Source organism: Rhizobium sp. 01T444, from assembly GCF_056398305.1.
On the sequence record NZ_JBFTPD010000009.1, the window covers coordinates 136355 to 162794 of the forward strand.

The 26440-nt window shown below is 60.1% G+C and carries 21 protein-coding genes; 15 read left to right on the top strand and 6 right to left on the bottom strand.

Features of this window, described 5'->3' with window-relative positions; genetic code table 11:
* The first annotated feature begins 14 nt into the window (after positions 1-14).
* The 12 genes from AC1DTN_RS15220 to AC1DTN_RS15275 all read left to right on the top strand — a co-directional run bounded on the left by AC1DTN_RS15220 (position 15) and on the right by AC1DTN_RS15275 (position 14386).
* The gene (locus AC1DTN_RS15220) at positions 15-1583 is read left to right on the top strand and encodes an ABC transporter ATP-binding protein (protein WP_477921569.1); all 1569 of its coding nucleotides are present in this window, start codon (positions 15-17) and stop codon (positions 1581-1583) included.
* Positions 1573-2658: an ABC transporter permease gene (locus AC1DTN_RS15225; protein WP_439014923.1), complete on the top strand. Its 1086-nt coding sequence runs from the start codon at positions 1573-1575 to the stop codon at positions 2656-2658. The genes AC1DTN_RS15220 and AC1DTN_RS15225 overlap by 11 nt, the downstream gene beginning before the upstream one ends.
* Entirely contained in the window at positions 2655-3575 is a 921-nt protein-coding gene (locus AC1DTN_RS15230) for an ABC transporter permease (RefSeq protein ID WP_113319898.1), read from the top strand. Before AC1DTN_RS15225 ends, AC1DTN_RS15230 begins: the two co-directional genes overlap by 4 nt.
* 52 nt (positions 3576-3627) lie before the next feature.
* Positions 3628-4704: a BMP family ABC transporter substrate-binding protein gene (locus AC1DTN_RS15235; RefSeq protein ID WP_439014925.1), complete on the top strand. Its 1077-nt coding sequence runs from the start codon at positions 3628-3630 to the stop codon at positions 4702-4704.
* A 146-nt stretch (positions 4705-4850) separates the two neighbouring features.
* Positions 4851-5813 (top strand): galactofuranose ABC transporter, galactofuranose-binding protein YtfQ, encoded by a 963-nt coding sequence (ytfQ, locus tag AC1DTN_RS15240; protein ID WP_310389604.1) that lies wholly within the window; start codon positions 4851-4853, stop codon positions 5811-5813.
* Between the two features lie 118 nt (positions 5814-5931).
* Positions 5932-7455: a galactofuranose ABC transporter, ATP-binding protein YtfR gene (ytfR, locus tag AC1DTN_RS15245; RefSeq protein WP_477921570.1), complete on the top strand. Its 1524-nt coding sequence runs from the start codon at positions 5932-5934 to the stop codon at positions 7453-7455.
* On the top strand, positions 7452-8462 hold the full coding sequence (locus AC1DTN_RS15250; protein WP_477921572.1) for an ABC transporter permease: 1011 nt from the start codon (positions 7452-7454) through the stop codon (positions 8460-8462). The genes ytfR and AC1DTN_RS15250 overlap by 4 nt, the downstream gene beginning before the upstream one ends.
* Positions 8459-9427, top strand: a complete 969-nt coding sequence (gene yjfF, locus AC1DTN_RS15255) for a galactofuranose ABC transporter, permease protein YjfF (RefSeq protein ID WP_113319903.1) — start codon at positions 8459-8461, stop codon at positions 9425-9427. The genes AC1DTN_RS15250 and yjfF overlap by 4 nt, the downstream gene beginning before the upstream one ends.
* Positions 9420-10214: a FadR/GntR family transcriptional regulator gene (locus tag AC1DTN_RS15260; RefSeq protein ID WP_405049785.1), complete on the top strand. Its 795-nt coding sequence runs from the start codon at positions 9420-9422 to the stop codon at positions 10212-10214. Before yjfF ends, AC1DTN_RS15260 begins: the two co-directional genes overlap by 8 nt.
* A gap of 64 nt (positions 10215-10278) precedes the next feature.
* The gene (glmU, locus tag AC1DTN_RS15265) at positions 10279-11640 is read left to right on the top strand and encodes a bifunctional UDP-N-acetylglucosamine diphosphorylase/glucosamine-1-phosphate N-acetyltransferase GlmU (RefSeq protein ID WP_477921574.1); all 1362 of its coding nucleotides are present in this window, start codon (positions 10279-10281) and stop codon (positions 11638-11640) included.
* A 108-nt stretch (positions 11641-11748) separates the two neighbouring features.
* Positions 11749-13575 (top strand): glutamine--fructose-6-phosphate transaminase (isomerizing), encoded by a 1827-nt coding sequence (glmS, locus tag AC1DTN_RS15270; protein WP_477921575.1) that lies wholly within the window; start codon positions 11749-11751, stop codon positions 13573-13575.
* Positions 13576-13699: 124 nt separating this feature from the next.
* On the top strand, positions 13700-14386 hold the full coding sequence (locus AC1DTN_RS15275; protein WP_113319907.1) for a DUF502 domain-containing protein: 687 nt from the start codon (positions 13700-13702) through the stop codon (positions 14384-14386).
* Here the strand turns inward: AC1DTN_RS15275 and recG are convergent.
* Positions 14383-16488: an ATP-dependent DNA helicase RecG gene (gene recG, locus AC1DTN_RS15280; RefSeq protein ID WP_477921576.1), complete on the bottom strand. Its 2106-nt coding sequence runs from the start codon at positions 16486-16488 to the stop codon at positions 14383-14385. The two genes, AC1DTN_RS15275 and recG, sit on opposite strands and share 4 nt — an antisense overlap.
* A gap of 95 nt (positions 16489-16583) precedes the next feature.
* On the opposite strand from recG, the gene AC1DTN_RS15285 reads away from it, so the two are divergent.
* Both AC1DTN_RS15285 and mfd read left to right on the top strand, forming a co-directional pair.
* Positions 16584-16886 carry an FAD assembly factor SdhE gene (locus tag AC1DTN_RS15285; RefSeq protein WP_007811944.1) on the top strand — a complete coding sequence of 101 codons (303 nt, stop codon included), beginning with the start codon at positions 16584-16586 and terminating at the stop codon, positions 16884-16886.
* Positions 16883-20389, top strand: a complete 3507-nt coding sequence (gene mfd / locus AC1DTN_RS15290) for a transcription-repair coupling factor (RefSeq protein ID WP_477921577.1) — start codon at positions 16883-16885, stop codon at positions 20387-20389. Before AC1DTN_RS15285 ends, mfd begins: the two co-directional genes overlap by 4 nt.
* A 65-nt stretch (positions 20390-20454) precedes the next feature.
* Here mfd and AC1DTN_RS15295 read toward each other — a convergent pair whose 3' ends face one another.
* Both AC1DTN_RS15295 and AC1DTN_RS15300 read right to left on the bottom strand, forming a co-directional pair.
* Positions 20455-21126, bottom strand: coding sequence for a DsbA family oxidoreductase (locus AC1DTN_RS15295; RefSeq protein ID WP_477921578.1), 672 nt, complete (start codon positions 21124-21126; stop codon positions 20455-20457).
* A 126-nt stretch (positions 21127-21252) separates the two neighbouring features.
* A complete protein-coding gene (locus tag AC1DTN_RS15300; RefSeq protein WP_477921579.1) occupies positions 21253-23055 on the bottom strand; it encodes an extracellular solute-binding protein in 1803 nt (600 codons plus the stop codon).
* A gap of 284 nt (positions 23056-23339) precedes the next feature.
* Between AC1DTN_RS15300 and AC1DTN_RS15305 the strand changes: the two genes are divergently transcribed.
* Positions 23340-24011, top strand: coding sequence for an invasion associated locus B family protein (locus AC1DTN_RS15305; RefSeq protein WP_113319913.1), 672 nt, complete (start codon positions 23340-23342; stop codon positions 24009-24011).
* 110 nt (positions 24012-24121) lie between these two features.
* Here AC1DTN_RS15305 and hspQ read toward each other — a convergent pair whose 3' ends face one another.
* The 3 genes from hspQ to AC1DTN_RS15320 all read right to left on the bottom strand — a co-directional run bounded on the left by hspQ (position 24122) and on the right by AC1DTN_RS15320 (position 26432).
* Positions 24122-24451 (bottom strand): heat shock protein HspQ, encoded by a 330-nt coding sequence (hspQ, locus tag AC1DTN_RS15310; protein WP_007811955.1) that lies wholly within the window; start codon positions 24449-24451, stop codon positions 24122-24124.
* 154 nt (positions 24452-24605) lie between these two features.
* Positions 24606-26015: a type I glutamate--ammonia ligase gene (gene glnA / locus AC1DTN_RS15315; protein ID WP_007811957.1), complete on the bottom strand. Its 1410-nt coding sequence runs from the start codon at positions 26013-26015 to the stop codon at positions 24606-24608.
* A 78-nt stretch (positions 26016-26093) separates the two neighbouring features.
* On the bottom strand, positions 26094-26432 hold the full coding sequence (locus AC1DTN_RS15320; RefSeq protein WP_003539626.1) for a P-II family nitrogen regulator: 339 nt from the start codon (positions 26430-26432) through the stop codon (positions 26094-26096).
* Between the last annotated feature and the right edge of the window lie 8 nt (positions 26433-26440).

Consider the following 26440-nt stretch of genomic DNA (forward strand, 5'->3'; position numbering starts at 1 on the left):
GAAATGAGGGGAACGTGTCGCCATTGAATGTGCCGGCTTCCGGTACGTTATTATCGGTCCAGAAGCTGACGAAATTCTTCGGTAGCTTTGCCGCCTGCAATGAAATCGATCTCGATATAGCGCCGGGCGAAATTCATGCGCTCCTCGGCGAAAATGGCGCAGGCAAATCGACATTGGTCAAGATGCTGTTCGGCGTTCTGGAGCCGACGGACGGGCATATCCTCTGGGAGGGCAGGTCGGTCACGATCACCTCGCCGGGCGAGGCCCGGAAGCTCGGCATTGGCATGGTCTTCCAGCATTTCTCGCTGTTTGAGGCGCTGACCGTTGCGGAAAACATCGCGCTTTCGCTTGATGACAGCATTCCGATCGGCAGGATCGCCGAAGAGGCGAGGGCGCTGTCGCAGGCCTATGGCCTGCCGCTCGATCCGCACGCCCATGTCGCCGATCTCTCGGTCGGTGAGCGCCAGCGGATCGAGATCGTTCGCGCTCTACTGCAGAACCCGAAGCTTATTATTCTCGACGAGCCGACATCGGTGCTGACGCCGCAGGAGGCCGACAAGCTCTTCGAAACCCTCTTCAAGCTGCGCGCCGAGGGTCGCTCCGTTCTCTATATCAGCCACCGACTGGAAGAAGTGCAGCGCATCTGTGATCGCGCCACCGTGCTGCGTCATGGCCGCGTAACCGGCGCCTGCGATCCGAAGCAGGAGACGCCAGCCTCTCTCGCCCGCATGATGGTCGGCAGCGAGGTAGCTTCCGTCACGCATCCCGAGCGCAGTGACAAGGGTGATGTGCAGCTTGCGGTCTCGAACCTTTCCGTCGCTGCACGCACGCCCTTTGCCATGCCGCTGCGCGGTGTCTCCATGACGGTACGGTCGGGCGAGATCCTCGCGATCGCCGGCGTTGCGGGCAATGGACAGAGCGAACTCTTCGATGCGCTGTCAGGCGAATATCCTGTCACCTCGGCCGAAGCGATCGTGATCCGCAAGAAGCCGGTCGGAGCGCAGGGCATTACCGCGCGCCGCCTGCTCGGTGCCGGCTTCGTGCCGGAAGAGCGGCATGGCCATGCGGCCGTTTCCACCATGAAACTCTCCGATAATCTGGTGCTGGCCCGCAGCCAGTCCGACCGCAAAGCCTTCCTCGGCATCCTCGGCATCATCCGCTACGGCGCAGTAAAATCTGCCGCACGTCGCATTTCGGAAGCCATGGACGTGCGCAAGAGCGGAGATGACCCAGCCGCAGGCTCGCTCTCCGGCGGCAACCTGCAGAAATTCATTGTCGGCCGCGAGCTTGATCGTCAGCCCTCCGTTCTGGTCGTCAATCAGCCGACCTGGGGCGTGGACGCTGGTGCCGCAAGCCGCATCCGTCAGGCATTGGTGGACCTGGCAAAGGCGGGTTCGGCCGTCGTCGTCATTAGCCAGGATCTCGACGAGATCTTCGAAGTCGCGACTGATATCGCTGTCATTTCCGAGGGACGTCTTTCGAAACCTTATGCGGCAGGTGAACTCACGCGCGAGAAGATCGGCCTGCTGATGGGCGGGCTGCATGAAAGCAAGCATGTTGCGGAGGCTGCTCATGCGCATTGAGCTTGAAAAGCGCCCGCAGGTCTCGAAACTCTATGCCTTCGTTTCACCGCTTCTCGCTCTCGTCCTGACGCTGATATTCGGCGCTATCATGTTCGCCATGCTCGGCAAGGATCCGGTCGAAGCGCTCGACGCCTTCTTCCTCGAGCCGCTTCTGGAAGTGTGGTCGCTGCATGAATTGGCAGTCAAGGCCGCACCGCTGATCCTGATCGCCGTCGGTCTCGCGGTCTGTTATCGCTCCAACAACTGGAACATCGGCGCCGAAGGCCAGTTCACCATCGGCGCGATCACCGGCTCATATATTCCGATCGTCTTCTACGACTGGCATTCGCCGCTCGTCCTGCCGCTGATGCTGATCCTGGGCGCGCTCGGCGGCGCGCTGTTTGCTGCCATTCCGGCACTCCTGAAGGCGCATTTCAATACCAACGAGATCCTGACCTCGCTGATGCTGGTCTATATCGCCCAGCTGTTTCTCGACTGGCTGATCCGGGGCGCATGGCGTGATCCCAAAGGCTTTAATTTCCCGGTCTCGCGCGATTTCGCGCCGGAGGCGATTGTGCCGACGATCTGGGAGGAATCGGGACGCGCCCATTGGGCCTTCATCTTCGCCATTATTGCGGCGGTGCTCGTCTGGTTCATGATGCGCTTCACGCTGAAGGGCTTCGAGATCGTCGTGCTCGGCCAGTCGGAACGGGCAGGGCGCTTTGCAGGCTTCTCTTCGAAGAAGATGATCTGGTTCAGCTTCCTCTTTTCCGGCGCGCTGGCAGGCCTTGCCGGCATCTGCGAGGTTTCGGGTTCCATCGGCCACCTGCAGCCGGCGATTTCGCCGGGCTATGGCTTCACCGCCATCATCGTCGCTTTCCTCGGCCGCCTCAATCCGCTCGGCATCATCGCTTCGGGTCTGGTGCTGGCATTGACCTATCTGGGTGGTGAGGCGGCGCAGCTTTCGATCGGTGTTTCGGACAAGGTCACGCGTGTCTTTCAGGGGCTGATCCTCTTCTTCGTGCTCTCCTGTGACACGCTGATCTATTACAAAATCCGCATCGTCTGGTCGCGGGTCAGGGGTGGCGTGGCATGAGCATCTTCGAAGCCATTCTTCTGACGGTCATTACCGCCTCCACGCCGCTCGTCATCGCCGCACTCGGCGAACTCGTGACGGAGCGCTCCGGTGTCCTCAATCTCGGTGTCGAGGGCATGATGATTATGGGCGCTGTCGCCGCCTTCGCCGGTGCGCAGATCTCGGGCTCTCCCTATGTCGGCATCATCTGCGGCATCGTCGCGGGCGGGCTGTTTTCGTTGCTCTTTGCCTTCCTGACGCTGACATTGGTGGCAAACCAGGTGGCAACCGGCCTGGCGCTGACCCTTCTCGGCCTTGGCGTCTCCGGCCAGCTCGGCGAGCCCTATGTCAGCGTACCGGGTATCCGGCTGGAGGAGATCGACATTCCGCTCCTGTCCGGTATTCCGGTTATCGGCCCGGTGCTCTTCAAGCAGGACCTGATCTTCTATCTGTCAATCGCATTGCTCCTCGGCGTCAGCTGGTTCTTGTTCAAGAGCCGGACCGGCCTGAAGCTCCGGGCAATAGGTGACAGTCACGGCTCGGCCCATGCGCTTGGCATTCACGTCATCCGCACGCGCTATCTGGCCGTCATGTTCGGCGGTGCCTGCGCGGGTCTCGCCGGTGCGCAGCTTTCGCTCGTCTATACGCCGCAATGGGTGGAGAACATGTCGGCCGGCCGCGGCTGGATCACGCTGGCGCTTGTCGTCTTTGCCTCCTGGCGTCCGTGGAGGGTTTTTGCCGGTGGCTATCTGTTCGGCGCGGTCACGATCCTGCAGCTTCATGCGCAGGCCTTTGGCCTCGGCATTCCCGCGCAGTTCCTCTCGATGCTGCCCTACGCCGCGACTATTGTAGTTCTCATCATCATTTCTCATAATCGACGCACGACGTTGATCAACACGCCCGCGTCGCTTGGAAAAGCCTTCGTACCGGAGCGATAAAACAAGAACACGGACGGGTTTCCGGAATAACTTCAAACCAACAGGGGTCATCATGAAGAAGTTCGCACTCACACTTGCCGCATCGGCAGCAGCCGTGATTGGCATTTCCTCTGCTGCCGCGGCAGCGGATAAGACGAAGGTCTGCTTCGTCTATGTAGGGGCACACAATGACGGCGGTTATTCGCAGGCGCACGATGTCGGCCGCCAGCAGGTCCAGGCCGAATTCGGCGACAAGATCGAGACGCCTTATCTCGAAAACGTTCCGGAAGGCCCGGATGCCGAGCGCGCCATCGAGCGCCTTGCCCGCTCTGGCTGCCAGCTGATTTTCACCACGTCTTTCGGCTTCATGGACGCGACGGTGAAGGTCGCTGCCAAGTTCCCGAAGGTCAAGTTCGAGCACGGCACCGGTTACAAGTCCGGCCCGAATCTCGCGACCTACAACTCGCGTTTCTATGAAGGTCGCTACATCCTCGGCCAGATCGCTGCCAAAACCTCGAAGAACCACGGCGCTGCCTACATCGCCTCCTTCCCGATCCCGGAAGTCGTAATGGGCATCAACTCCTTCGAGCAGGGCGCCAGGTCGATCGACCCGAGCTTCAAGCTGAAGGTCATCTGGGTCAACACCTGGTTCGACCCGGGCAAGGAAGCCGACGCCGCCAAGGCCATGATCGACCAGGGTGTCGACGTGCTGACGCAGCATACCGACACGACCGCACCGATGCAGGTTGCCGAAGAACGTGGCATCCACGCTTTCGGTCAGGCATCGGACATGATCGCAGCTGGCCCGAAAGCGCAGCTGACGGCAATCGTCGATACCTGGGGCAACTACTACTCCAAGCGTGTTCACGCGCTTCTGGATGGCACCTGGAAGTCCGAGCAGAGCTGGGACGGCCTGAAGGACGGTATCCTCAAGATGGCGCCCTACACGAATATGCCTGACGACGTAAAGAAGATGGCTGAGGAAACCGAGGCCAAGATCAAGTCCGGCGAACTGCATCCCTTCACCGGTCCGATCAACAAGCAGGACGGCACGCCCTGGCTGAAGGCCGGCGAGAAGGCCGATGACGGCACGCTGCTCGGCATGAACTTCTACATCGAAGGCGTGGACGACAAGCTGCCGGCGCAATAAGCAGAGTTTGTAACTCGCAGTTGCGAAAAGGCGCCCTGAAAAGGGCGCCTTTTTTGCTGCGGTGCATACTAAAATGCTCATTTACAAAAGTATTACTATATGATTTTTTGATCCTGCGCCGCGAGACGCGGCATTGGGAGGACATCATGAAATTGAAGACTGCACTTTTGAGTGCCACGATTTTGGCTGCCTGCATGTTCGGTTCGGCTTCGGCTGCCGGCTTGACCGTCGGCTTCTCGCAGATCGGCTCGGAATCGGGCTGGCGCGCGGCTGAAACGACCGTGACGAAGGAACAGGCAAAAAAGCGCGGCATCGATCTCAAGTTTGCCGATGCACAGCAGAAACAGGAAAATCAGATCAAGGCTCTTCGTTCCTTCATTGCACAGGGCGTCGATGCCATTCTCGTTGCTCCTGTCGTTGAAACCGGCTGGGACGACGTTCTGAAGGAAGCCAAGGAAGCCAAGATTCCGGTTATCCTTCTCGACCGTACCATCAAGGCTCCCGACGATCTCTATCTGACAGCTGTTACTTCCGACCTGGTCCATGAAGGCAAGGTTGCAGGCGACTTCCTGGTCAAGACCGTCGGCGACAAGAAGTGCAATGTCGTCGAGCTGCAGGGCACGACCGGTTCGTCGCCGGCCATCGCTCGCAAGAAGGGCTTCGAAGAGGCTCTTGCCGGTCACGACAACCTGAAGATCGTTCGCAGCCAGACCGGTGACTTCACCCGCACCAAGGGCAAGGAAGTCATGGAAAGCTTCCTCAAGGCGGAAAATGGCGGCAAGGATATCTGCGCTCTCTACGCCCATAACGACGATATGGCCGTCGGCGCCATCCAGGCGATCAAAGAAGCTGGCCTGAAGCCCGGCAAGGATATCCTCGTCGTCTCCATCGACGCCGTGCCGGATATCTTCAAGGCCATGTCCGAGGGTGAGTCCAATGCCACGGTTGAGCTGACGCCGAACATGGCAGGTCCGGCCTTCGATGCGCTTGATGCCTATCTGAAGGACAAGAAGGCTCCGCCGAAGTGGATCCAGACCGAGTCCAAGCTTTACACGCCTGCCGACGACCCGATGAAGGTCTACGAAGAGAAGAAGGGTCAGGGTTACTGATTGCAGCTGGAACCGCACCGGTCCATCATGGACCGGTGCGGAACTGCCGGTACCAGCAGGGCGTCATGCCCGTTTTTGGTACAGGCGTAAGGCGCAATATCAGGAAACAGCAACCCTCATGGTTCACAATTTCGAGAATATTCTCGCAGCTTCAGGCATATCGAAATTCTTCCCCGGCGCCGTTGCCCTGGACAAGGTGGATTTCACGTTACGCCGGGGCGAGGTACATGCGCTTCTCGGCGAAAATGGCGCCGGCAAATCGACGCTCATCAAGTGCATTACAGGGGCCTATCGCCGCGACGGCGGAAGCCTGACGCTGGAAGGTCACGAGATCGATCCGGCCGATACGCTGGCCGCCCAGAAGCTCGGCATCGGCACCGTCTACCAGGAGGTCAACCTCCTTTCGAATCTCAGCGTTGCGGAAAACCTTTTCCTCGGCCGCCAGCCGAAGCGCTTCGGCATGATCGATGCCCGCACCATGAATCGGAATGCCCGCGAACTTCTAGCAGGCTATGGCCTCGATATCGATGTAACCGCGCAGCTCGACCGATTCTCGGTCGCCGTCCAGCAGATCGTGGCGATCGCCCGGGCTGTCGATCTCTCCGGCAAGGTGCTCATTCTGGATGAGCCAACGGCAAGTCTCGATACGCATGAAGTCGAAATGCTTTTTGGCGTCATAAATGACTTGAAGAAGCGCGGATTAGGCATTGTATTTATTACACATTTTCTTGAACAGGTTTATGCAATCGGCGACCGCATCACCGTGCTGCGAAATGGCAGGCTCGTCGGTACGCACGAGGCGGCCGAACTGCCACGGCAGAACCTGATCGCCATGATGCTCGGGCGCGAACTCGCCCAGACGGAACATGCCGCCAAAGAACGCACCATTGCCGCCGGCGAGGTCAAATATACTTTCGAGGGCTTTGGGAAACGCGGCAAGGTGAAGCCCTTCGATCTCGAGGTCCGTGTCGGCGAAGTCGTCGGTATTGCCGGACTTCTGGGCTCCGGGCGCACAGAGACCGCCGAACTCATGTTCGGTATCGAAAGCGCCGACAGCGGCGTCGCCAGGATCGATGGATCGCCGGTGACGCTGTCAAGCCCGCGTGCTGCGATCGGCAAGGGTTTCGGCTTTTGCCCGGAGGACCGCAAGACCGATGGCATCATCGGCGACCTGTCCATCCGCGAGAACATCGTCCTTGCCCTGCAGGCCCGCCGAGGCTGGGCACGGCCGCTTTCGCGCGCAGAACAGAATGCGGTTGCCGACGAATACATCAAGGCGCTCGATATCCGCACGACCGATCGCGAAAAACCCATCCGGCTGCTGTCGGGCGGCAATCAGCAGAAGGCGATCCTTGCCCGCTGGCTCGCCACAAATCCGGATTTCCTGATCCTGGACGAACCGACCCGTGGCATCGATGTCGGCGCCCATGCCGAGATCATCAAGCTGATCGAGCAATTGTGCGCCAAGGGCATGTCGCTGATCGTCATTTCCTCGGAACTGGAAGAGCTGGTCGCCTACAGTTCGCGCGTCATCGTACTGCGCGATCGCGAACATATCGCTGAATTGACCGGTGAGCGCATTACCGCCGCCGGCATCGTCGACGCCATTGCTGCCGCCGACAAACGAACGGAGGATGCATGACTGCCTCGCTGAAGGTGCTGGGCTCTCGTCTTGCGCCGCAATTGATTGCGCTTTTGGTTGTTATTCTCTTGAATTTCAGCTTCTTCCCGCAGTTTCTTGATGTGATTGTTCAAAACGGCCGGCTTTATGGAAGCATCATCGATGTGCTCAATCGCGGCGCGCCCGTGGCGCTGCTGGCGATTGGCATGACCCTCGTCATCGCCACCAAGGGCATCGACCTTTCGGTCGGCGCCGTGATCGCGATCTGCGGCGCCGTCGCGGCTTCGTCGATCGTCGAAGGTAATTCGCTTGCCTATACGCTGGCCCTTACCGTTATCATCGGTCTGCTCTGCGGCTTCTGGAACGGCTTTCTCGTTGCCGTCCTCAACATCCAGCCGATCATTGCGACCCTTGTTTTGATGGTCGCCGGCCGCGGGATAGCCCAGCTCATTACCGAAGGTGTCATCATGACCTTCAACGATGACGGGCTGATCTTTCTCGGCAGCGGCTCCTTCGCCTTCCTGCCCATGCCCGTCGTCATCTGGCTGATCGCCGCCCTACTGGTCATTCTGCTGGTTCGCCGCACGGCGCTCGGCATGCTGATCGAGGCAGTCGGCATCAACAGGCGCGCGAGCACGCTTTCAGGCGTACAGACGCCGGTGCTGCTGATGGCGGTCTATATGCTGAGCGGCCTCTGCGCGTCCATCGCCGGCATCATCGTCGCCGCCGACATCAAGGGGGCGGACGCCAACAATGCCGGCCTCTGGCTGGAGCTCGATGCCATCCTCGCCGTTGTCGTCGGCGGCAATTCGCTTCTCGGCGGCCGCTTCAGCATCATCGGTTCGCTGATCGGCGCGATGATCATCCAGGCGGTCAATACCGGTATCCTGCTTTCCGGCTTTCCGCCGGAGTTCAACCTCATCATCAAGGCGGTCATCATCATTGTCATCCTGGTCATCCAGTCGCCGGCCATGCAATCGCTCGCCAGCTTCTTCACTCGCCGAACGGACGCAGGAGGGCACAAATGAATTCCAAATATTTGCCGCTCCTTGCAACGATCGTCATCTTCGTGCTCGCCTATGCGGTTTGCACGCTGCAATATCCGAACATGCTGTCGACACGCGTCATCGGCAACCTGCTGACGGATAACGCATTTCTCGGCATTGCCGCCGTCGGCATGACCTTCGTCATCATCTCCGGTGGTATCGATCTGTCGATCGGGTCCGTCATCGCCTTCACCGGCGTCTTTCTCGCCGTGATCCTGCAGAACACCAGCATTCATCCGCTGGCGGCCTTCGCAATCGTTCTCATCATTACCACGGCCTTCGGTGCGGTCATGGGCATGATCATCCACTTCCTGCAGATGCCACCCTTCATCGTAACCCTTGCCGGGATGTTCCTTGCTCGCGGCATGGCCTATGTCCTGTCGATCGACAGCATTCCGATCGATCACGAATATTATTCGACGCTGACCAGCCTCTACTACCGTCTGCCGGGCGGTGGACGCCTGACGCTGATCGGCGGCATCATGCTGGTCGTCTTCGCAACCGGCATCTTCATCGCCCACCGCACCCGTTTCGGGACCAATGTCTATGCGCTGGGCGGCGGCGTGCAGACGGCGCAATTGATGGGCGTTCCGGTGGCGCGCACGACGATCCAGATCTACGCATTGTCGGGTTTCCTGGCGGGCCTATCCGGAATCGTTTTTTCCCTATACACCTCTGCCGGATATTCTCTTGCGGCGGTGGGCGTCGAACTGGATGCCATCGCGGCAGTCGTCATCGGAGGGACGCTGCTGACAGGAGGAGCGGGATTCGTGGCAGGGACCTTCATCGGTCTGCTGATCCAGGGGCTCATTCAGACTTACATCACCTTCGACGGTACGCTGTCGAGCTGGTGGACGAAAATCCTGATTGGCCTGCTGCTTTTTGCATTCATGGTAATGCAGAAGGCCATCCTTTTCCTTTCCAGTCTGAACAGGAGATATGGCTAGGAGGAGTAACGGATTGCGCAACAGACAGCTTGAAACCCGTAAGGCAGGGCGAAGAACCCGAACAAGCCACGCGCATGTCGTCGACGAACTCGGCCGTTCAATCGTTGCCGGCATCTATCCTGTCGGCACGATTTTGCCTGGAGATGGAGAGCTGGCGCAGCGCTTCAAGGTCTCACGCACGGTGCTGCGTGAAACGATGAAGACGCTTGCCGCCAAGGGCATGGTCGTTGCAAAGGCGCGTGTCGGCACGCGTGTGACGGAAAAGAACTTCTGGAACATGTTCGACACCGAAATCATCTCCTGGCATTTCGCCAACGGTGTGAGCGAAGAATTCCTCCTGCAGCTCTACGATATCCGCCTGGCTTTCGAACCATTTGCCGCCGGTCTCGTGGCCGAGCGCGCAAACGCGGCCGATATCGAATTGCTGCGCGGTCTGGCGCTCGACATGGCCGCAAGCGGCCACACGTCCGACAGTCTGGCACTTGCCGACCTGCGCTTCCATCTCGCCGTTTCCGAGGTATCCCACAATCCCTTCATGCGCACGCTCGGTGGGCTCATCGAGGCGGCACTCGTCGGCATGTTCCGCATGAGCACGCCGCCCTCGCAGAACGGTTTCGCCAACATCGCCGAAACCCACATGCGCATCGTCGATGCCATCGCCGCAGGCAATGCCGCAGCGGCGCGCAAGGCGATGGAAGATGTCATCGTCGAGGGCAGGGATCACGTCCACGAAGCCTTCTCCGCACTCTCCGAGCCCATCGTTTCCCTGCCGATTTCGTCTTTTTGAAGCCTCGCCTTGCTGCTATGAGCGGCAGAACAGCCGACTAGCAATGGATTTTCGGAGTCTGCCCATGGAACGCACCTGCCTTGCCGTCATTCTCGCCGCCGGCGACAGCACGCGAATGAAATCCGCAAAGTCGAAGGTGCTTCATGAGGTCGCCGGCCGGCCGATGATCGCGCATGTCGTCGATGCCGTGGCCGCGACAGGCGTTTCATCCGTGGCCCTCGTCGTCGGCCGCGATGCCGAGAAAGTGGCGAGGGCCGCCGATATCGGCGGCGTGACGATCAAATCCTACATTCAGGAACAACGTCTCGGTACCGGCCACGCTGTTCTCGCCGCCCGCGAGGCGATTGCCGAAGGCTATGACGATATCCTTGTGACCTACGGTGATGTGCCGCTCCAGACGGCGGGTCCGCTGCTCGAGGCGCGCAAGGCGATTGCCGAAGGCAGTGACATCGTCGTGATTGGTTTTCACACGGATCGTCCGACCGGCTACGGACGTCTGCTCGTCAAGGACGGCGAACTGATTGCCATTCGCGAGGAAAAGGACGCGACCGATGCCGAGCGCACCGTCAAGTGGTGCAATAGCGGCCTGATGGCGATCAACGGCCGCAAGGCTCTCGACCTTCTGTCACGCATCGGCAACAGCAATGCCAAGGGCGAATATTATCTGACGGATCTTGTCGAGATCGCCCGCTCGCTCGGTGGCCGCGTCACTGCCGTCGATGCGCCTGAAGTCGAGATGGCCGGCTGCAACAACCGTGCTGAACTCGCTGCGATCGAACGTTTCTGGCAGGAGCGCCGCCGTCATGAACTGATGCTCTCGGGTGTTACTATGATCGCCCCGGAGACGGTCTTCCTCTCCTATGACACCGTGATTGGCCAGGATGCGCTGATCGAGCCGAACGTCGTCTTCGGTCCCGGCGCCGTCATCGATAGCGGCGCGGTCATTCATGCCTTCTCGCATATCGAGGGCGCCCATGTCAGCGAAGGTGCGACGGTCGGCCCGTTTGCGCGCCTGCGGCCAGGTGCCGATCTCGCCAATGGTTCCAAAGTCGGCAATTTCTGCGAGGTCAAGAATGGCAAGATCGGCGAGGGCGCCAAGGTCAATCACCTGACTTATATCGGTGATGCCGTCATCGGCTCCGGCACCAATATCGGTGCCGGCACGATCACCTGCAATTATGACGGCGTGAACAAGTTCGAGACTGTTATCGGCAAGGACACCTTCATCGGCTCGAACTCGTCGCTGGTTGCCCCCGTCACGATAGGGGACAGCGCCTATATCGCTTCGGGTAGCGTCATCACGGCGGGTGTGCCTGATAATGCGCTGGCTTTCGGCCGTGCGCGGCAGGAAATCAAGCCCGAGCGGGCCAAGCTGCTGCGCGAGCGGGCACTTGCCATCAAGGCGGCGAAAAAGGCCAAGGGTTGAGCCTTCTTGCGTAACGGGCGGACACCGAAAGTGACCGCCGTACCAATTGAGAAATAAGCGAGAATCGCTAGGAGTGGCCTCACTGGATAGGTCTGAGGGGATGTTTGCATGTGTGGAATTGTGGGGATCGTCGGAAATGCGCCGGTTGCGGGCCGTCTCGTCGATGCGCTGAAGCGGCTGGAATATCGCGGCTATGATTCCGCCGGCGTCGCCACCATCCATGAAGGTGTGATGGATCGCCGCCGCGCCGAGGGCAAGCTCTTCAATCTCGAAAAGCGTCTCGACAGCGAGCCGCTGCCCGGAACGACCGGCATCGCCCATACGCGGTGGGCAACCCATGGTGTGCCGAACGAGACCAACGCCCATCCGCATTTCGTCGAAGGCGTTGCCGTCGTCCACAATGGCATCATCGAGAACTTCTCCGAGCTGCGTGACGAGCTGAGCCACGAGGGCGCTGCCTTTCAAAGCCAGACCGATACGGAAGTCGTCGCCCACCTGATGGCGAAATATCTGCGCGAGGGTCTTTCCCCGCGCGAAGCCATGCTGAAGATGCTGAACCGCGTCACCGGCGCCTATGCGCTGGCGGTCATGCTAAAGAATGACCCAGGCACGATCATGGCGGCCCGCTCCGGCCCGCCGCTGGCCATCGGTTACGGCAAGGGTGAAATGTTCCTGGGCTCGGATGCCATTGCGCTATCGCCATTCACCAACGAGATCACCTATCTCGTCGATGGCGACTGGGCGATCATCAACCGCGAGGGCGCGACCGTACTCGATTTCTCCGGCAGGGTGGTCAAGCGTCCGCGGCAGATCTCCCAGGCGACCGCTTATGTGGTCGACAAGGGCAATCACCGCCACTTCATGGAAAAGGAAATCTACGAGCAGCCCGAGGTCATCTCCCATGCGCTCAGCCACTATGTGGATTTCGCCGCCAACACGATCAGCCCGAATGCATCCGCCATCGATTTCAAGGCCGCGACCGGTCTTGCAATCTCGGCCTGCGGCACGGCCTATCTCGCCGGCCTGATCGGCAAATACTGGTTCGAGCGTTATGCGCGCCTGCCGGTCGAAATCGATGTCGCCTCGGAGTTCCGTTACCGTGAAATGCCGCTGCAGCCCTCGCAGGCAGCCCTCTTCATATCGCAGTCGGGTGAGACCGCCGATACGCTGGCATCACTCCGCTACTGCAAAGACAACGGTTTGAAGATCGGCGCCGTGGTCAACGTGCGGGAATCGACCATCGCCCGCGAATCCGACGCCGTCTTCCCGATCATGGCCGGCCCGGAAATCGGCGTTGCCTCCACCAAAGCCTTCACCTGCCAGCTTGCCGTGCTTGCTTCGCTGGCAATCGGCGCCGGCCGTGCGCGCGGCACGATCAGCGCCGACGACGAGAAGGCGATGGTGCGCCATCTTGCGGAAATGCCGCGCATCATGAGCCGCGTCCTCAATCTCATTCAGCCGCAGATGGAAGGCTTGTCCCGCGAACTCTCAAAGTGCAAGGACGTGCTCTATCTCGGCCGCGGCACCAGCTTCCCGCTCGCCATGGAAGGCGCGCTGAAGCTCAAGGAAATCTCTTACATCCATGCCGAAGGCTATGCCGCGGGCGAGCTGAAGCATGGACCGATTGCGCTGATCGACGAAAACATGCCCGTCATCGTCATCGCACCCTATGACCGTTTCTTCGAGAAGACGGTCTCCAACATGCAGGAAGTCGCAGCCCGCGGCGGCCGAATCATCTTCATCACCGACGAGAACGGTGCGGCTGCTTCGAAACTGCCGACGATGGCGACGATCACGCTTCCGAATGTCGATGAAATCATCTCGCCGATGATCTTCTCGCTGCCGATCCAGCTGCTCGCCTACCACACGGCGGTCTTCATGGGCACGGACGTCGACCAGCCGCGCAACCTCGCAAAATCGGTGACTGTGGAGTAAGTCCTAACAGGCCGAAATATATTGTATGATAAGCCGAATTCTGGCAGTTTTGTGCCTGCGGACACAGGGGGAAGGCCGGGTGAACCGGACTGTCTAAAGACTGAAACGGAGTTCATCAGAAAAGATGACCGAGAAGGCTCCCCGAGTGCCGGTCGCAATGCGGCTGAGGAATAATTTTCTCGCCGGCCTTATCATCTGTGCACCGATCGCGATCACCATCTGGCTGACCTGGACCTTCATACACTGGTCTGACAGCTGGGTGCGGCCCTATATCCCGGCGCGCTGGAATCCGGAAAGCTACATAAATTTCGCCATTCCCGGCTTCGGCTTGTTGACCGCGGTGATTATCATCACGATTGTTGGCTTCCTCGGCAAGAACCTCATCGGTCAGAGCATCGTCCGCTTCGGCGAATCTATCGTTCAGCGCATGCCGCTGGTGCGCACTATCTACAGAAGCGTGAAGCAGATCTTCGAAACGGTGCTGAAGGAACAGTCGAATTCCTTCAAGAAGGTCGGCTTGATCGAATATCCTGGCCCAGGCCTTTGGGCGCTCGTTTTCATCGCCACCGATGCCAAGGGCGAGATTGGCTCGAAGTTCAATGCGATGGGTGAGGATATGGTCGCGGTCTTCCTGCCGCCAACACCGGTGCCGACGGCGGGCTTCCTCGTCTTCGTGCCGCGCGAGAAGATCGTTATGCTCGACATGAACCCGGAGGATGCCGCCAAATTCCTGATATCAGGCGGCCTCGTCGCCCCGGAACATTTGCCGGTCGTCCGTCCCAAGCCGAAAGCGATATCCAAGGTCGACTAACCGGCTCTGAGAAACCGGATCGCTTCGTCTCGACGGAAGAGATAGAGCAGGGTACGCACTGCCTCGCCGCGTTCGCTTGTCAATTCCGGATCGCGCTCGATCAGATAGGCCGCGTCCTTGCGGGCGATCTCCAGGAGGTCGGCATGCGCCTCGAGACTGGCGATACGAAAGCCCGGCGTACCTGACTGACGCGTCCCGAGAACTTCGCCTTCGCCGCGCAGCTTCAGATCCTCTTCCGCAATCCGGAAGCCGTCTTCCGTTTCGCGCATGATGGAGAGCCGCGCATGGCCCGTTTCACCGAGAGGCCCCTTATAGAGCAGGATGCAGGTCGAGGCCTCGTCGCCTCGTCCGACACGCCCGCGAAGCTGGTGCAGCTGCGCCAGCCCGAAGCGCTCGGCATGCTCGATCACCATGATCGTTGCATCCGGCACGTCGACGCCGACTTCGACGACGGTCGTCGCCACCAGCAGCCGCAATTCGCCGCTCTTGAAGGCGAGCATCACGGCATCTTTCTCCGGTCCGCTCATGCGCCCGTGAATGAGGCCGATGCCTGGACCGAGCGCAGAGACCAGCGTCGCATGCCGCTCCTCCGCCGACATCAGATCCAGCTCTTCGGATTCCTCGACCAACGGGCAGATCCAGTAGGCCTTCTTGCCTTCCATCAGCGCACTCTTCAGGCGGCCAACGATCTCGCCGGTCCGCTCGGTCGGAACGGTGATCGTCTGGATCGGCTTGCGGCCAGCCGGCTTCTCCGTCAGCTTCGAGACGTCCATGTCGCCGAAGGCTGCCAGCACCAGCGTGCGTGGGATCGGCGTTGCCGTCATGACGAGCATATGCGGCGAGATGCCCTTTGCCGTTAGCCGCAGGCGCTGGTGCACGCCGAAACGATGCTGCTCGTCGACAACGGCGAGCATCAGGTTCTTGTAATTGACGCTGTCCTGGAAGAGGGCGTGCGTGCCGATGATGATCTGCGCTTCGCCCGACGCAATGCGCTCGAGAATATCTTCGCGCTCGCGACCCTTGGTGCGGCCCGTCAGTACTTCGACGCCAAGACCGGCGGCACCCGCAAATTTCGAGATCGTCGCATGATGCTGGCGGGCGAGAATTTCCGTCGGCGCCATCAGCACGGCTTGTCCGCCACTCTCGATGACGGCCGCCATAGACAGCAGCGCGACCAGCGTTTTGCCGGAGCCGACATCCCCTTGCAGGAGCCGCAGCATGCGCTCCGTGCCAGCCATATCCTTCAGGACGTCGGCAACGGCTTCGGTTTGGCTGCGTGTTGGCGAAAAGGGAAGGTTTTGCAATATTTTGCCGCTGATTTCTCCTGTGGCATATACGGGTTGCCCGGCCACTTTGCGCAGCCTCTGGCGCACCAGCGTCAGCGACAGCTGACCGGCCAGGAACTCGTCATAGGCAAGCCTGCGGCGGGCAGGGGCTTGCGGATCGATGTCGGATGGATCCCGCGGCTCGTGGAGCATATGAAAGCTGTCGCGGATCGATGGCAGACCTTGCTTCTGCGCCAGCGAAAGATCGATCCATTCCGGCAGTTCCGGCATGCGGGGTAGGGCCGCGTCGATGATCTTGCGTAGCGTCTTCGGCGAAAGCCCCGCCGTCAGCGGATAGATCGGCTCGACCAGCGGCAGGTTCTCGGCATCGCTCGCCTTGACGATATAGTCGGGGTGGACCATGGAGGCGCGGCCGTTGAACCAATCGACCTTGCCACTGACGGTTACTTCCTCGTCTATCGGCAGCTGTTTTTCCAGCCACGCCGCCTGTCCGCGGAAGAAAACGAGCGAAAGCTCGCCAGTCTCATCGTGCAGGAAGACGCGGTAGGGAATATTGCTCTTGCCGCGTGGCGGCGCCTGATGTCGGTCCACACGGGCGGTGATCGTCACGATAGCGCCCTGCGGCGCACGGGCTATCCCCGGCTGGTTGCGCCGGTCGATCAGTGAATAGGGCGCATGGAACAGGAGGTCGATGACCCGGCAATCGTCAGGCGTCTCTCGTCCGAGCAGCTTGACGAAGAGCTCCGAGATCTTCGGGCCGACGCCAGGAAGGCCCGAAACGGGAGAAAACAGCGGATCGAGAATGGCGGGGCGCATGGGCGCCAAAATGCGATGAACAATAGGGCCTTGGCAAGGCTGACAAGCCGCTTTCGAGGGTCTATAGAGGCGCATCAACAAAGAAGGTGAATGCCATGACAGGTGTAACGCTCACGAGCGCCGGTCTTGACCCGCGCCGCCGCCGGATTCTTTTCCGTTGCTGGCACCGCGGTATCAGAGAGATGGATCTTGTCTTCGGCCAGTTCGCTGAAAACGAACTCCCCACCATGAGCGAAGCCGAGCTTGACGAGTTCGAGACGATCATGGCCGAGGAGGACAATGACCTCGTGCGCTGGATCATGGGAACCTGGCCGACGCCCGAGCATTTAAAGACACCCATGTTTGCCCGCATCGCTGCCTATAAGCCCGATTTTGACACGCCCCGGATGCCTGAATGATCCCTGGTTTTGACGCCAAGAAGCTTGCAGCCGCCGCCGAGCCGCTGACGATCGGCAACGTGCCTGCCGGCATGGAACCGCTGCTGCTTGCCGAGCTCGCCCGCAACGGCGAACCCGTTGCCTATGTTCTGTCGGACGGTCATCGTATGACTGATCTGGAGCAGATGCTGGGCTTCGTCGCGCCCGATATTCCGGTCCTGACACTGCCCGCCTGGGACTGTCTTCCCTATGACCGTGTGTCGCCAAGCGCCGATACCTCGGCACGCCGTCTGGCCGCGCTCTCGGGCTTGATCGCCCACCGCAAGAAGCCGCATGCGGCAATCGTGCTGGTGACGGCCAATGCCATGCTGCAGAAGGTGGCGCCGCAGGATATCATCGAAAGCCTTACCTTCTCGGCGCGACCAGGTAATCAGGTGCGCATGGAGGATATTGCCGGCCGGCTGGAGCGCAACGGCTTCGAGCGTGTGGCGACCGTGCGCGAGGTCGGCGAATATGCCGTGCGCGGCGGCATCCTCGATGTCTTCGTGCCCGGGTCGGAAGAGCCCGTCCGCCTCGATTTCTTCGGCGACACGCTGGAATCGATCCGCAGCTTCGATCCGGCAAGCCAGCGCACGATCGGGCAGGTCCGCTCCCTCGATCTCAACCCGATGAGCGAGGTGACGCTGACGCCGGATACGATCAGCCGTTTCCGCAAGAACTACCTTTCCACCTTCGGTGCCGCTACGCGCGACGATGCGCTCTACCTCGCCGTCTCCGAAGGTCGCCGCTATCCCGGCATGGAGCACTGGCTTCCGCTGTTCTACGAGAAGCTGGAGACGGTGTTCGATTACCTCTCCGGCTTCCGCATCGTCACCGATCATACGGTTCGCGAGGCGGCCGAAGAGCGTTCCAAGCTCGTCTACGACTATTACGATGCGCGCCTGAATTCCGGCCAGCCGGGCAAGGGCCAGATGGCGCAGGGCACGCCCTATAAGCCGGTCTCGCCCGGTCAGCTCTATCTCGACAGCAAGACCTTCGCGCGCACGCTCGATGCGATCAACGCTATCAGAGTGTCGCCTTTCAACGAACACGAGGGCGAAGCACGCCGCGTCGTCAATCTCGATGCACGCCAGGGGCCGCGATGGGCGCGCTCCAATGCCGAAAGCGGCGGCGATGCCGAGCGCGTCAACGTCTTCGACGTCGTTGTCAAACATATTGCCGACAAGCGCGCCAGCGGCGCGAAGGTCGTCATCACCGCCTGGACCGAGGGGTCGCTCGAGCGTCTGCTGCAAGTGCTGAACGAACACGGCCTTGAGCGGGTCAAGCCGATCACCGCGCTGAAGGATCTCGGCGGCCTGGCAAAGGGTGAGGCGGCAGCGGCTGTATTCAGCCTCGAATCCGGTTTCGAAACCGGCGATCTCATCGTCATCGGCGAGCAGGATATTCTCGGCGACCGTATGGTGCGCCGCTCCCGCCGCAGGAAGCGTGCGGCAGACTTCATCTCCGAAGTCGCCGGCCTTGATGAAGGATCGATCGTCGTCCACGCCGAACACGGCATCGGCCGTTTCGTCGGCCTTCGCACCATCGAGGCGGCCGGTGCGCCGCATGCCTGCCTCGAGCTGCAATATGCAGATGATGCCAAGCTTTTCCTGCCGGTCGAAAATATCGATCTTCTATCGCGCTTTGGCGGTGAGGGCACGGAAGTACAGCTCGACAAGCTCGGCGGTGGCGCATGGCAGATGCGCAAGGCCAAGCTGAAAAAGCGGCTGCTGGATATGGCCGATGCGCTGATCCGCATCGCCGCCGAGCGCCTGACGCGCCACGCGCCCGTGCTGACGACGCCGGAAGGGCTCTACGACGAATTCGCCGCCCGTTTCCCCTATGACGAAACGGAAGATCAGGACAACGCCATCGAAGCCGTGCGCGGAGATCTCGGCGCCGGCCGCCCGATGGATCGCTTGGTCTGCGGCGACGTCGGCTTCGGCAAGACCGAGGTCGCACTGCGCGCCGCCTTCGTCGCTGCCATGAACGGCGTGCAGGTCGCCGTCGTCGTGCCGACGACGCTGCTCTCCCGCCAGCATTTCAAGACTTTCTCCGAGCGGTTCCGTGGTCTGCCGATCCGCATCCAGCAGGCCTCGCGCCTCGTCGGCTCCAAGGAGCTGGCGCTCACCAAGAAGGAAGTCGCCGACGGCAAGACTGACATCGTCGTCGGCACCCACGCGCTGCTCGGCGCCGGCATCAACTTTGCCAATCTCGGCCTGTTGATCATCGACGAAGAGCAGCATTTCGGCGTCAAGCACAAGGAACGCCTGAAGGAGTTGAAGAGCGACGTGCATGTGCTGACGCTCTCGGCAACGCCGATCCCGCGCACGCTGCAGCTTGCCATGACCGGGGTGCGCGAACTCTCGCTGATCACCACGCCGCCGGTCGACCGCATGGCGGTGCGCACCTTCATTTCGCCCTTCGACAGCCTCGTCATCCGCGAGACGCTGATGCGCGAGCACTATCGCGGCGGTCAGAGCTTCTATGTCTGCCCGCGCTTAGCCGATCTGGAAGACGTCCACGCCTTCCTGCAGTCCGACGTGCCGGAGCTGAAGGTTGCTGTCGCCCATGGCCAGATGCCGGCCGGCGAACTGGAGGACATCATGAATGCCTTCTATGAAGGCCGTTACGATGTGCTGCTCTCGACCACCATCGTCGAATCCGGCCTCGATGTGCCGACGGCGAACACGCTGATCGTCCATCGCGCCGATATGTTCGGCCTCGCGCAGCTCTACCAGCTGCGCGGCCGTGTCGGCCGTTCGAAGGTGCGCGCCTTCGCGCTCTTCACGCTGCCGGTCAACAAGGTGCTGACGGCAACTGCCGAGCGCCGCCTCAAGGTGCTGCAGTCGCTGGACACACTCGGCGCCGGCTTCCAGCTCGCAAGCCACGACCTCGATATACGCGGTGCGGGCAACCTGCTCGGCGAGGAACAGTCCGGCCACATCAAGGAAGTCGGCTTCGAGCTGTATCAGCAGATGCTGGAAGAGGCAGTCGCCGAGGTGAAGGGCGTCGACGAGATCCAGGATACCGGCTGGTCGCCGCAGATATCCGTCGGCACGACCGTGATGATCCCGGAAGGCTACGTACCCGACCTGCACCTGCGGATGGCGCTCTACCGCCGCCTCGGCGAACTCACCGATCTCAAGGAGATCGATGGCTTCGGTGCCGAGATGATCGATCGCTTCGGCCCGATGCCGGTGGAGGTCCAGCACCTGCTGAAGATCGTCTACATCAAGTCGCTCTGCCGCACGGCCAATGTCGAGAAACTCGATGCCGGCCCCAAGGGCGTCGTCGTGCAGTTCCGCAACAAGGAATTCCCCAACCCCGCCAATCTCGTCGGTTATATTGGCAAGCAGGGTGCGATGGCGAAGATCCGCCCTGACCACAGCCTCTTCCTGACCCGCGACCTGCCGACCCCGGAAAAGCGTCTGCAAGGTGCAGCCGTTATCATGACGCAGCTTGCGGAACTCGCGAAAAGCTAAGGGCAGCCCGGCGAAAACCGGACTGCCCTCCAACTGCGTTTTCAGTTTGTCGATCCTGACGCGCGTCAGTTCATCCCAGCGCGTGCTTCGGCCTTAGCTGCGGCAATTTCCCTGAGAGCGCCTGCCAGCACATCAGGTGTCTGTGCGCCGCTGACGGCATATTGCTGGTCGAAGATGAAGAACGGCACGCCGTTGACGCCCATGCGCTGCGCTGCGTCGATTTCCGAGAGAATGACGCTGCTATCGGCGTCCGAAGCGAGCAGGGCGGCAATGACCGAGCGCTGCAGACCTGACTTCTCGGCAATATCGAGCAGCACCTCATGATCGCCGACATTGCGGCCTTCCTCGAAATTGGCCTTGAACAGCGCCGAGACGACTGCCTCTTGCTTCTGCCGGTCCTCGACACCAGCCCAGTGGATCAGGCGGTGCGCATCGAGCGTATTCGGCCCGATCTTGATGGCCTCGAAATTGAACTTGATGCCGACTTCGCGGCCATAGCCGGTCAGCATCTTGTGCGCCTCAGCCACGCGTTCGGCGCCACCGAGTTTCTGCTCCAGCATCTTTTTCTGGTCGACACCTTCGGGCGGATAATCCGGGTTGAGGCGGTAGGGGCGCCAGTTGATATCGACGCCGATATCATCCTGCACCTCGGCGATCGCCAACTCCAGCCGCGCCTTGCCGAGATAGCACCAGGGGCAGACGACATCAGAGACAACGTCGATGGTGATGCGTTCCATTGTGATTCCTTATTCTGCCATCCCTCAATGACGGTTGGCTCAATCGCATAGAAGATGTTTTCGACGATCTTTAGAGGAAGGTCGAGGCAAGAGAAAGGAAATAGAACGACGCGCCTGATGATGTGATTATTGCGCGCTCGTATCCCACCATGTCTGTAACTGATAGCCATAGAGCGGCACCACATCTGGGTGACCGATGCGCTTGTTGCGCGCAACCCACTGCTGATCGATGTGGTAGAGGGGTAGCATATAGTGGTTGGAGAGCAGCAGCCGGTCATAGGAGCGGACGGACGCCGTAAAATCCTCTGTCGAGCGCGAGCGCAGCAGATGATCGATCAGCGTATCGAGATTGGGGTCGTTGGCCCCGGCGAAACTGTCCGTCCCTTCACGCGTGCGGGCAGCGGACGACCAGCGGCCGAGTTGCTCGTTGCCGGGTGAGAGCGATGAGGTGTAGGCCTTCATGATCATGTCATAGTCGAAGCTGTTCGTGCGGCTTTGATACTGCGAATCGTCGACGGTGCGGATCGACGCGGCGACACCGATCGTCTGCAGCGATCGCTGGTAGGCGACGGCGAGCTTCTCCTGGTCAGCATTCTGGGTCATGATCTCGAAGGCGAGCTGCTTGCCGCTCTGATCGGCCATCTTGCCGCCCTGGATCGTGTAGCCTCCCTGTTTCAGGAGGTCGACAGCCTGCCTCAGCACGTTGCGGTCGCGTCCCGAGCCATCGGTCACCGGCAGCTTGTAGCTGCCGTCAAGAATGGCGGGGTCGATCTGGTCCTTGATCGGTCCAAGCAGCGCCAGCTCACGCGCATCCGCCGGTACCCCGAAACTCGAGAGATCGGAATTCTGCCAGAAGCTTTGCGTGCGCTTGTAAGCGCCGGAATAGAGGTTCTTGTTGGCCCATTCGAAATCGAAGACCAGCGACAGGCCCTCGCGCACCTTGATATCGCTAAAGATCGGCCGCCGCGTATTGAACACGAAGCCGAGCATACCGCTCGGCAGTTTCGGCTTGAACACATCCTTCACGACCGCGCCCGACGTTGCGGCCGGGAAATCATAGGCATTGGCCCAATGCCCCGGATTGCCTTCCAGGTAGATATCGACGTCGCCTTTCTTGAAGGCCTCGAAAAGCGTCGTATCCTGCAGGAAATACTGGACGGTGAGCTGGTCGTAGTTGTCCATTCCGACCTTGGCCGGAATGTCCTTGCCCCAGTAATTCGGGTCGCGCTCATAGGTGATGCTTTCGCCCGGCTTCAGGCTCTTGATCTTGTAGGGACCGGATCCAACAGGTGGCGTGAGCGAGCTGCGGTCGAAGCTATCGGGGTCGATCGCGTGTTTCGGCAGGATGGGAAACAGGCCGAAGATCATCGGCGTCTCGCGGTCTGCCTTCTCATTGAAGGTGAAGCGTACGCTGTGGTCGCCAATCTTCTCCATCTTTGAAACGAGATTGAGGCGGCTGGAGAAGGGCACGCGCCCTTTGTCGCGCAGGAGCTCGAAGGAAAAGATCACGTCTTCGGGCGTGACCGGCTGCCCGTCCGACCACCTGGCTTTCGGATTGAGGTTGAACTGGATGAAGGTGCGGTCTTCGTCCCATTCCACCGTTTCCGCCAGCAGGCCGTAGAGCGTGAAGGGCTCGTCGCTCGAACGCTGCAGCATGGATTCGTAGATGAGGTTGCCGAATTGCGGATCCCACATGCCGCGCGCCGTCGTGCGCATGCTTTTCAGGATAAAGGGGTTTAAACTATCGAAAGTGCCGACCACGCCGTAGGTGATCTTCCCGCCCTTCTTCACGTCGGGATTGACGTAAGGGAAGTGCTTATAATCGGCAGGCAGCGCTGCCGAACCATGCATGGCGATACCATGCACGGGTTCCGCGGCGGCGGCACCGCAGGTAAGCATGAAAGCGGCGAGGAGGACGATCCGAAGCATTCTGAAATTCCTTGATGCGTGGCGACGGGCACGATTCGCCGGAAGGGTAGCATGGGAGCGCTCAATTCCAACCGGAGCCGCCGCTTTCTTTACCTATGTGCCAAAATGCCCGCGAAATTGCCAAAGAAATGCTGGATATCTTCAACGCTGCGATGTAACACGTGACCCGAAGTTTTGGGGTCATGCATTTGCCTTATTTTTTTAAGAGGTGGAGTGCCGAACGACCCGGTGGTTGGGGCGGCCGAACGTAGCCCCGAAACGGATATCAGGAGACGGAATTCGTTATGATGTTCAAGTCTGAAAAGAAAATGCGGGCAGCACTGTCCGTTATGGCAGTGATCTTCGGTGCTTCGGCTCCGGTCTCGTCCTTCGCACAGGACGCAGCCGCCCAGGCTCCGGCAGCGTCGGCTGACGCTCCCGCACAGGCCGTCGGCGCACCGCGCCTTGGCTGGTACAAGACCTGCAGCAAGCAGGAAGACAACGACATCTGCGTTGTTCAGAATCTGGTTCTCGCCAACGGCGGCCAGCTGGTGACGGCTGTCGGCCTGATCTCGGTTTCCGGCAAGATCAACCGCAAGATCCTTCAGGTTTCGGTTCCGGCCGCACGCCTGATCCCTCCGGGCATCAGCATGCAGATCGATGGTGGCAAGGGCCAGAAGCTCGATTACGCCGTCTGCCTGCCGGACAAGTGCACAGCTGAAATTCCGCTGACGGACGCCATGATCGCAAGCCTCAAGAAGGGCAGCGACGTGGTCTTCACCTCGATCAACTTCCGCCGTGCTGCGAACCCGATCAAGGTTTCGCTCGAAGGCTTCACCGGCGCCTATGACGGTGAACCGGTTTCCGAGTCGAAGCTCGCCGAAAGCCAGCGCAGCCTGCAGGACAGCATGCAGAAGAAGGCTGAAGAAGCCCGCAAGAAGCTGGAAGACGCCCAGAAGGCAGCAAAGGCCCAGTAATCGGGACTTTAACGAATTGACGAAAAGCCCGGCTTCAGGCCGGGTTTTTTGTTGCCAAAAGAAAGGCCCCGACATGCGGGGCCTTGTCATGGAGGTTCTGTGATCCGACTTTAATGGGCGAAGCTCATCTTGGGTTTGAACTGGCCTGTCGGGCCGCGGTCGAAGATCTGTTCGACCTGCGGATTGCGAAGCGGTGTGTCGCTCTCGTCGCTCACCAGGTTCTGCTCGGAGACGTAGGCGACATATTCGCTGTCGTCGTTTTCGGCGAGCAGATGGTAGAACGGCTGGTCCTTGCTGGGGCGGACTTCCGCGGGAATGGAATTCCACCACTCTTCCGTATTCGCGAACTCCGGATCAACGTCGAAGATGACGCCGCGAAACGGAAAAACCTTGTGCCGGACCACTTCGCCTATACTGAACTTTGCAACTCTTTCTTTCATGGTACGACTTCCTTTCTCACCTGATTTGGTGATCGGTCCCCCGCAAATCAAGATTTTTACGGGATTTCGTCACATGATCGTCATGTCTGCCGATCGGCTTTCATGACCTCGGGGTCGAAAAAAGCCCCGGCGAACCGGGGCTTCCTGTCTTGTCTTATGCCGAGTAGTACATGTCGTATTCGACCGGATGCGGCGTCATTTCGAAGCGCATCACTTCGGCCATCTTCAGTTCGATGAACGCGTCGATCTGGTCGTCGTCGAAGACGCCGCCGGCCGTCAGGAACTTGCGGTCCTTGTCGAGGCTTTCGAGCGCTTCGCGCAGAGAGCCGCAGACGGTCGGGATCTTCTTCAGTTCCTTCGGCGGCAGGTCGTAAAGATCCTTGTCCATGGCTTTGCCGGGATGGATCTTGTTCTTGATGCCGTCGAGGCCTGCCATCAGCATGGCAGCGAAGGCGAGGTAGGGGTTGGCAGTCGGATCCGGGAAGCGGACTTCGACGCGCTTTGCCTTCGGGTTGGAGCCGAACGGAATGCGGCAGGAGGCCGAGCGGTTGCGGGCGGAATAGGCGAGCAGTACCGGAGCTTCATAACCCGGGACGAGACGCTTGTAGGAGTTCGTCGACGGGTTGGTGAAGGCGTTGATCGCCTTGGCATGCTTGATGATGCCGCCGATATAGTAGAGGCAGGTTTCGGAAAGGCCTGCATATTCGTCGCCGGCAAAGGTCGGCTTGCCACCCTTCCAGATCGACTGGTGCACGTGCATACCCGAGCCGTTATCGCCGAAGATCGGCTTCGGCATGAAGGTTGCCGTCTTGCCATAGGCATTGGCGACCTGATGAACGACGTACTTGTAGATCTGCATCTTGTCGGCGTTGCGAACGAGCGTGTCGAACTTAATGCCGAGCTCGTGCTGGGCGGCGGCCACTTCGTGGTGGTGCTTTTCGACGACGACGCCCATTTCGGAGAGAACCGTCAGCATTTCAGAACGCATGTCCTGGGCGCTGTCGACGGGCGGAACCGGGAAGTAGCCGCCCTTGACGCGTGGGCGGTGGCCGAGGTTGCCGGTCTCATAGTCGGTGTCGTCGTTCGACGGCAGTTCGGTGGAGTCGAGCTTGAAGCCGGTATTATACGGATCAGCCTTGTACTTCACGTCGTCGAAGACGAAGAATTCGGCTTCCGGGCCGACGAAGATCGTGTCACCGATGCCGGATGCTTTCAGATAGGCTTCGGCCTTCTTGGCGGTGCCGCGCGGATCGCGGTTATAGGCTTCGCCGGAAACCGGGTCGAGGATGTCGCAGACAATGACCATGGTCGATTGGGCGAAGAACGGGTCCATATGCACCGTGTCCGTGTCGGGCATCAGCACCATGTCGGACTCGTTGATGGCCTTCCAGCCGCCGATCGAGGAACCGTCGAACATGACGCCGTCAGCGAACATGTCTTCATCGACGCAGGCTATGTCCATCGTAACGTGCTGCAGCTTGCCCTTGGGGTCGGTGAAGCGCAGGTCGACGAACTTTACATCGTTGTCCTTGATCTGCTTCAGGATTTCGCTTGCACTCGCCATAAGATGCTTCCTCTGTTTTGTGATGATGTTACGTTATGTGCGATGAGGATGGTCAAGCTTCGCCGAAGGCAAAGCCGGTCAGATGGCATCGATACCGGTTTCACCGGTTCGGATGCGAATGACCTCTTCGACGTTGGAAACGAAAATCTTTCCGTCGCCGATGCGCCCCGTCTGCGCGGCCTTGCGGATCGCGTCGATGACGGCCTCCGCGTTTTCATCTGCGAGCACGACCTCAACCTTCACCTTCGGCAGGAAATCGACGACATATTCTGCGCCGCGGTAGAGTTCGGTATGGCCCTTCTGGCGACCGAAGCCCTTCGCTTCCGTGACAGTGATACCCTGCAGACCGACTTCCTGAAGGGCTTCCTTCACCTCGTCCAGCTTGAAAGGCTTAATGATCGCTTCGATCTTTTTCATGAGAAAAT